5 protein-coding genes and 1 pseudogene are annotated in these 8,372 nt (G+C 57.2%); all 6 read right to left on the bottom strand.

Features of this window, described 5'->3' with window-relative positions:
- Window positions 1-501: pseudogene (locus tag Q0216_RS06700) on the bottom strand (ABC transporter family substrate-binding protein); the annotation flags it as partial.
- A gap of 429 nt (window positions 502-930) precedes the next feature.
- Entirely contained in the window at window positions 931-3,024 is a 2,094-nt protein-coding gene (locus Q0216_RS06695) for an ABC transporter ATP-binding protein (RefSeq protein WP_298593948.1), read from the bottom strand.
- Window positions 3,024-4,025, bottom strand: a complete 1,002-nt coding sequence (locus Q0216_RS06690) for an ABC transporter permease (RefSeq protein WP_298593946.1) — start codon at window positions 4,023-4,025, stop codon at window positions 3,024-3,026. Before Q0216_RS06690 ends, Q0216_RS06695 begins: the two co-directional genes overlap by 1 nt.
- Window positions 4,022-5,017, bottom strand: coding sequence for an ABC transporter permease (locus Q0216_RS06685; RefSeq protein ID WP_298593944.1), 996 nt, complete (start codon window positions 5,015-5,017; stop codon window positions 4,022-4,024). Before Q0216_RS06685 ends, Q0216_RS06690 begins: the two co-directional genes overlap by 4 nt.
- Window positions 5,018-5,586: 569 nt before the next feature.
- Window positions 5,587-6,540: a phosphoglycerate dehydrogenase gene (locus Q0216_RS06680; RefSeq protein WP_298593943.1), complete on the bottom strand. Its 954-nt coding sequence runs from the start codon at window positions 6,538-6,540 to the stop codon at window positions 5,587-5,589.
- A 136-nt stretch (window positions 6,541-6,676) separates the two neighbouring features.
- Window positions 6,677-8,372: MDR family MFS transporter (locus tag Q0216_RS06675; RefSeq protein ID WP_298593941.1), on the bottom strand; the 1,696-nt coding region annotated here is incomplete at its 5' end.

The raw sequence follows: 8,372 nt of genomic DNA, 5'->3' as shown, positions 1-8,372 counted from the left end.
CTTGTAGTCACCATCGGTGCTCTTGAGGATGTTCCAGGTAGCCTGCAGAGCCTTGTAGTCGATGGGGGTACCATCGTTGAACTTCGCCTCGGGGTTCAGCTCAATGGAGACCACGGGCACGCCGTTCTCCTCGGAAACGTCGAAGCTCTTGGCAAACTCGGGAGACAGGGTGCGCTTGCCCATGGGGTCTGACTGCCAGATGCCGTTGTAGTACATGGGGCTCAGGGCAGCCTGGGTGTAGGCGGTGACATTGGTGCCAAGGAGGTTGAAGTCAGGACCGAGCGAAGTCACGGACAGACGCAGAGTGCCGCCATCCTTCAGCTCAGAAACAGCAGCCTCACCAAGGTCATAAAGCTCCTTGGCATCGGTACCCACGGTTGCACCCTGGGTGGTTGCGTTGGAGTTCTTGGACGAACCGCACGCAGCCAGTACGCCCACGGTACCCAGTGCTGCAGCGCCACCGAGAACGGTACGACGGTTCAGGATGAAATTCTTCTCCATGAGAGTGTCCTCTTATACGTTTGACCCTCAATAATCCTGCAGGAAAGCGTCAAGGATTCCCTGCTCATGCGCCGCCCAAAGGGTGCGGTGAGTGATGAATTAGTGCCGGTCTATGAATGTGTTCCTTCGGGTACGCCCCTAGCGGCGCGCCCTTGGCTTAATTATGGCTTACAGCCAGCAGGAACACCCTCCCATAAATATTCATATCTTGAATGGTGAGAAAGGTTACGCCTAGTCAGTGCAGTTTTTCCTGTTTTTTTGATGGTTGCAGTGCCTAGCGCCACATTCCAATGCTCCCTCCGTCTCACCAGGTGACAACCTCAAGCTGCACGCGCCTGGCCAATACCGGGCATAAAAAACCCGAGGGGCGAATATTCAACGAATACTCGCCCCTCGGCACACATGCGACTTATTCAGCCGACTCTAGAGCTACACCGTAGCGGCCTCAGCCTCCGGGAAGTAGCAAGCATAACCGTGATCCTGGCCCTCAACATGGGTCAGTTCCGGCATCTCCTCCAGGCAACGACGCTTCTTGTCCTCAGGCAGGAGCTTGAAGACCGGGCAACGGCTCGAGAAGCCACAGCCCTTAGGCGCGTTCACCGGAGTGGGCAGGTCGCCCTCAAGCATAATGCGGTGGCGCTTTGCCTCAACCTCGGGATCCGGAACCGGAATCGCCGAGAGCAGTGCACGGGTGTACGGGTGGATCGGGTTGTCGAACACCTGGTCGACGTCACCAATCTCAACAATACGACCCAGGTACATCACTGCAACGCGGTCGGATGCGTGGCGAATCACCGCGAGGTCGTGAGCAACCATCAGGTAGCTCAGGCCCAGGTTTGCACGCAACTCCTCCAGCAGGTTAATCACGCCAGCCTGGACGGACACGTCCAGTGCGGACACCGGCTCATCCAGAACCACGAGCTTGGGGTTCACAGCAAGCGCACGAGCAATACCGATACGCTGACGCTGACCGCCAGAGAACTGGTTCGGGAAGCGGTTCACGTGGTCAGGCTGCAGACCCACAATGTGCATCAATTCGATGACACGCTTCTTGATGTCTGCCTTGTTCATGCCCTGGTTTTCCAGGGGCTCAGCAAGCACCTCGTAAACGGTGAAGCGCGGATCCAGAGCACCGGTGGGGTCCTGGAACACCATCTGCTGGTTCTTACGCAGCTCAAGAATCTCACCTGCGGACTTGCCGTCCTTGGTGGAGGTTCCGTTAATCAGAATCTCACCGTCGGTGTTCTTGTTGAACTCCATGATTTCCAGCAGGGTGGTGGTCTTACCACAACCGGACTCACCCACGATGGAGAAGCACTCGCCCTCGCGAATGTCGAAGGACACGCCGTTCACAGCCTTCACAGTGCCCACGCGGCGCTTAATCAGCGCACCCTTCATGAGCGGGAAGTGCTTCTTGACGTTGCGGACCTCCAGGACGGGGGCACGCTCCTCACGCGGAATACCGTCGTACTTCGATACCGGGGGCTCCGGAACCGGGTACAGCTCATCAGCGGTCTTACCGACCAGCTCCTGAGAGATGGTGCAGGAGGAGTAGTGACCCTCACCAAAGCCTTCCAGCAGCTGCAGATCGGGCTCGCCGTTGGAGTCCTGGCAGCACTGGCCACCGCTCTTAGCGATGGGGCAACGCGGGCGGAAGGAGCACGCGGTCACCGGGTTGATCAGGTTCGGAGGGGTACCCTCAATCGGAACCAGGGAGATCTTCTCGGAACGGTCCACACGCGGAACCGCACCCAGCAGACCGATGGTGTACGGGTGGGAGGGATGCTTGTACAGGTCCTCTGCCTTCGCAATCTCCACCGGCTTACCGGCGTACATCACCAGAATGTCATCAGCCATACCAGCCACAACACCCAGGTCGTGGGTAATCATGATGGTCGCTGCGCCGGTCTCTTCCTGAGCCTTCTGCATAACCTCCAGCACCTGCGCCTGAATGGTCACATCCAGTGCGGTAGTGGGCTCATCGGCGATGAGCACGCGGGGGTCATTCGCAATCGCCATAGCAATCATGATGCGCTGACGCATACCGCCGGAGAACTCGTGCGGGAAGGAACGCAGGCGGTCAGCCGGCGAGGGGATACCCACCATACGCATCAGTTCGATGGAACGATCCTTGATAGCCTGCTTGCTCATGCCCTTGTTGTGGACCTTGAGCACCTCAGCAATCTGATCACCAATGGTGTACACGGGGGTCAGCGAGGACAGCGGATCCTGGAAGATCATAGAGATCTCCTTGCCGCGGTAGGCGCACATTTCCTTATCGCTCAGACCCAGCAGCTCGGTGCCGTTGTACTTGACCGAACCGGTGATGTCAGCGGTAGTCGGGTGCAGGCCCATGATCGCCATGGAAGCAACGGACTTACCGGAACCGGACTCACCCACAATACCCAGGGTCTTACCGGGGTACAGGTCAAAGTTCACACCGCGAACAGCGTGCACGACGCCATTCTCAGTGTTGAAGCGGACGTTGAGGTCCTTAACGCTCAGAACGGGAGAGGTACTCATTAGTTCTTCGCCTCCTTTGCAGCGGCAGCGGGTGCCTCTGCCTTCTCGTTCTTCTTGGACTTCTTGATCTTACCGACCGACATCGAAGTCGGGTCGAATGCGTCACGCAGACCGTCGTTCATGAGGGCCAGCGGACCAACCAGCAGGAAGAAGAACAGAACCGGGAACCAGAACATGTGCGGCAGGGTGTTAATCTGCTGCGAAGCATCCGAAATCAGCGAGCCCAGCGAGTAGTTGGGGTACTTAATACCGATGCCGATGAAGGAGTAAGCGACCTCAGAGAGCACAGCGCCCATGATGCCGCTGGTGAAGTTCAGAACCAGCAGGGAGCCAATGTTCGGAACCAGGTGGCGCATCACAATCTTGAAGGGGTGCACACCCATGTAGCGTGCAGCCTTCACGAAGTCGCGGTTGATGAGGGACTGCGCCATTGCACGAATAACACGGGCGCTACCCATCCAGCCGAAGGCAATCAGCACTGCAGAGAGCAGAACCCAGGTGGGGACGCTCTTCTGAATCTGCTTACCAACCTGACCGTTGATCAGAATTGCCAGAATCAGCAGCGAGGGAACCATGATCAGGGTCTCGAGGATGAACAGCATAATCTTGTCAATCCAGCCACCGAAGTACGCCATCACACAGCCGTAAACTGCGGAGATGAACACAGTGGCCAAACCGACGACCACACCAATTTGGAGAGAGGTCCAGACGGCCTCAGACATCATGGCGAACACGTCATTACCCGCGATGGTGGTACCGAACCAGTGCTCGGCCGAGGGGCCTTCACCCAGCGCCATGTAGTCAATGTCGTTGGGCTTGTACTTGGTCAGGTACTTACCGAACAGACCGAACAGAGCCATGCCGATGAACACGCACAGACCGAAGACTGCAGCCTTGTTACGCAGGAAGCGGCGCAGAATAATAACGCTCTTGTTGATGACCTTGAAGTCACCGTTCTCCTGTACCACCGGTACGGAGGAAGTTGCAGTTACCTGGCTCATGAGATCCTCACTCGGGGGTCGACGATGGTGGTAGCGATATCAGCGATGATCGCACCGACAGCGAACAGTGCAGAACCGTACGCGAGGGTCACGGTCGCAGCGTTCACGTCCTGCGCGGAAATGGAGTCAATCGACCACTTACCGATACCGGGCCATGCAAAGACGGTCTCGGCGAAGAATGCACCCGCAAAAATCATCGGAATCTGGTACGCGATGGACTGTGCCACGGGGATGAAGGAGACGCGCAGTGCGTGGCGAGTAATCGCCTGGTTACGGGTCAGGCCCTTAGCACGAGCGGTACGCACGAAGTCAGCGTTCACGTTATCGAGCAGGTACTGACGCTGTGCAATCTGGTAACCAGCCCAACCGAAGATGGTCATACAGAAGGTCGGCACGATGTAGTGCGCCGCCATATCCATGGTGATTTCCCAGAATCCGGTCAGACCCGGAGTCGAAATACCGGTCACATAGAAAATCTTCTCTCCACCATTAGCAACGGCGATGTTGTTGATAGTGGTCGCGCCCTGCTGCACCACGAAGTAAGCAACGGGAGCGGGGATGATGTAGACCAGGTAGGAGTAACCGGTGATAACACGGTCAGAGAACTTGTACTGGCGAGCTGCCGAGTACACACCCAAGGCAATACCAATCACAATCGAGAGAATGGTTGCCACCAGCAGCAGGCGGGTAGAAACCCACACGCGCTGGCCAAATTCCTGGTTAATGTACGCGCCGTTGGGGCTACGGCCCCAATCGAACTTGGTGACCACATTGGTCAGCCACTGAACGTAGCGGTCCCAGGGGTTCATTTCGGGATCGAGACCCAGGGACGCGAAGTTACGGTTCACCTGCTCGGGGCTAGGCTTCGGAACCTTTTCCTGCTCCAAGAGGGCAGGCTTCAGGGCAGTAACCGCTGCAAAGTAACCCATCGTGGTCGTAATAAAGACCATGACGAGGTACGTCAGCGATCGCTGGAGGATGTACCTAAACATGGGACGGTTCCCCTCCTTGTGTAGATGTCGGTGTCATAGGCATGTGTGTCATGCTGTCCTAGCGCACTGCTTCGTGATGACTGTCACTAGGAGCATAGTTACTTTATCTTATATAGCCTGTAACACTTCCACCAAACCCACATTGGGCACTTTCACCCCTTAGAACAGCCTGTACGCAAGCTAAAAGGGAGCTGAGTAAAAAAATGCCCCGGAATACCGGGGAAAAGGGGCGGATTAACAATTTTTACGAAAATTTTACATCCGAAACAATTAATCCCAGATAGGGACGTAATAACCTTTTCGATAAGCACTTTAACAGGGCAAAACACCACGTAAACCCACCATTTAGGGGACTAAACCAACAGTTCAAACCCCTAAAGCAAGCACTAAGGCACACCTCTTAAGCGCGCTATTTAAGGCAACGCAGCCAAAAGCGGCGCCCCGGTGCGAGCACAATGCTTGCACTGGGGCGCCGCTTATGTAGGAAGGCAACGCCTCCGTCTCTCACCTGTCCGCAGGCAAAGTACCTTCAAAGGCAGGAGCTACACGTAAAACAGCCCGGGAACCGTCTAGAAGCGGTTACGGTACTCCTCAGCCGGAGCACCAGCACGCAGGGCAGCAATATTGTGAGCAATCAGCGACTCCGGATCAACCGGACGACCACCAGCCGCGTGCGGGGTGATCACCAGGTTCGGGGCATCCCACAGGGGATCCTCAGCGGGCAGCGGCTCGGTGTTGGCAACATCCACAGCTGCACCAGCCAGCTTGCCCTCCTTCAGTGCCTTAATCAGTGCCGGCTCATCCACGGTGGTGCCACGACCAACATTCACCAGGTACGCACGAGAAGGAAGCAGAGCCAGGCGGCGCTCATCCATCGCGTGGAAGGTCTCATCAGAGGTAGGCAGCACCATAATCAGCACATCGGTGCTCGGCAGGTGTTCGTCAACCGACTCGGTCGCAATCACGGGGAATCCCCCGCGTTCACCCGCAGAACGAGCCACACCGGTCACCTTAGCGCCGAACGCCTGGAGCAGACGGGCAATCTCCTGACCAATCGAGCCAAAGCCCCACACCATAACGTTCGTATCCAGAAGAGTAGTCACCTGGTTCTCAGGATGCAGCTCCTGAGCACCACCCAGCTCGCCTGCCCAGCGGCGCTTACCCTGCTCAACCGCCAGGGTCGGCAAGAAACGCACCAGGTTCAAGGTCAGCGCCAGAGCATGCTCAGCCACAGTCTTCGAGTGCAGACCCACACCCGCGCAAATAGCAGCCTCGGGGCGGAAACCCGCAGCACGCACAGCATCCGGACCAGCCAACAGAGCCTGCACCAGGCCCACATTCTTCAGACGCGCTGCAGAATCAGCCAGCTGTTCCGTGGTGTTCGCCCACGCAATGAACACGTCCGCGTCGGTGTCTTCCTCAGCAATCGGAGTGGCCGGGTCGTAGAGACGCACGGTATCACCCGGCTCCAGGCCCAGACGCTCATGATCGAGGGTAATGGACGTAGGCTGCAGAATCTTCATGAATGGTTCTCCTCTAGTTTTCACCGGATACCGTTTGTAGCCGTTGAACGTATAAGTTACGCCAAAGCGGGGTAACAGTTTTAATTTTTATGACGAAAGACTACGAACCACTCTAGCGCGTACCTTATCCCTCGTTCTAGGAACGCGGGGAGCCACCATCCTCCGAAGAGCCCGCCTCATGCGAAGCCTCCGAGCTCACCGACTCAGCAATCGTCCTGCGGTTAGGGCCCTGCATGCTCTTCAGAGCCTGCGCATCCTTCGCCGCCATCTCCGGAGTAATCACCGGAATCGCGCCGGTCGCCGCACGAGCAATATCAACAGCCGGCTCAGTCTCCAGGGTCGTCGCCAGCGCATCCTCACGGATGAAGAACAGAAGTAGCGTAGACACCAGACCCAGCGGCACCAGGTACAGGAACAGCGGAATCAGCGCATCGTTATACGCATTCACAATGATGCCGTGCACCGGCTCCGGCAAAGACGCCACCAGCTCAGGAGTCAGAGACGAAGACGCATGGCTACCCGAAGACTGTAGCGCCTGCTGGGGCATACGCTCAGAAATCAGCGACGTCAGACGCGAGGTAAACAGACCACCCACCAGCGAGGCACCCACAGTAGCGCCCACCTGACGGAAGAAGTTATTCGCAGCCGTCGCGGTACCAACCACGCTCACCGGGAACGCATTCTGAACAATCAGAGTCAAGAACTGCATGGACATACCCAGACCGGCACCCATCACCGCAAGGTACACACAGAACAGCCAGGTCGGGGTATCAACATTCACGGTCGACAGCAGGAATAGGCCCAGCGCCACAACCGCGGTACCGGTCGTCACATAACGCTTATAGCGACCGGTCTTCGACACCAGGCGGCCCGTCACAATCGACACCACCAGCATGACACCCATCATCGGAATCATCAGCAGACCAGCCACCGTAGCGCTCACGCCCAGCGCCATCTGCAGATAGGTCGGGATGTACTCCACCGCACCAAACATCGCCACACCCAGCGCCAGCGAAGCACCCAAAGTCAGCAGGAAGTTACGGTTCTTGAACAGGTACATGGGCATAATCGGCTCAGCCGCACGGTTCTCCACCGGGATGAACACCAGCGCAGCAACCACCGAGAAAATCAGCAGACCAATAATCTGCGGCGAGGTCCACTCGTACTGGTTACCGCCCCAAATCGTGGCGAGCACCAGCGCGCTCGTACCCGCCATCAGAATCAGCGAACCAAGGTAGTCAATGCTGTGCTTCTCACGATCACGGAACGGGCGGTGCGGTAGCAAGAAAATCACCGCAAGAATCGACAGAATAGCCAACGGCAGGTTCAGCCAAAACGCCCAACGCCAACCCGGCCCCTCAGTAATCCAGCCGCCAATCAGCGGACCAGCCACCGACGAGAACGCGAAAACGCCACCAATAATACCCATGTAGCGGCCTCGGTCGCGGGGAGGAATCACGTCAGCAATCACCGCCTGAGAAAGAATCATCAGGCCACCGCCACCCAGACCCTGCAGGGCGCGAGCAAAAATCAGCCAGTTCATGTCCTGCGCCAGCGCGCCAACAATCGAACCCGCCATGAAAGCGATAATCGCAAAAAGCAGGAAGGGCTTGCGTCCGAACTGGTCAGAAAGCTTGCCGTAGACCGGCATCGTAATCGTCGAAAGCAGGATGAAAATAGTAATCACCCAGCTCATGTGCTCCACGCCGTGAAGCTCACCGACGATCGTGGGCAGCGACGGCGCCAGAATCGTCTGATTCAGCGAGGACATAAGCATCACAATGACCAGGCCCAGGAACATGGCGCGGATGCGGTTTTTACTTTCCTGCTTA

Origin of the sequence: uncultured Rothia sp. (assembly GCF_937976295.1) — a bacterium.
In the GTDB taxonomy this organism is placed as follows: Bacteria; Actinomycetota; Actinomycetes; order Actinomycetales; family Micrococcaceae; genus Rothia.
Note: the sequence above shows the minus strand (reverse complement) of the source record. Positions and strands in the feature narration are given on the sequence as shown.

What these genes read in the sequence shown, in the direction of transcription:
- Q0216_RS06690 (WP_298593946.1), bottom strand. Translation starts at nt 4,025, where the DNA reads ATGAGCCAGGTAACTGCAACTTCCTCCGTACCGGTGGTACAGGAGAAC.
- Q0216_RS06685 (WP_298593944.1), bottom strand. Translation starts at nt 5,017, where the DNA reads ATGTTTAGGTACATCCTCCAGCGATCGCTGACGTACCTCGTCATGGTC.
- Q0216_RS06680 (WP_298593943.1), bottom strand. Translation starts at nt 6,540, where the DNA reads ATGAAGATTCTGCAGCCTACGTCCATTACCCTCGATCATGAGCGTCTG.
- Q0216_RS06695 (WP_298593948.1), bottom strand. Translation starts at nt 3,024, where the DNA reads ATGAGTACCTCTCCCGTTCTGAGCGTTAAGGACCTCAACGTCCGCTTC.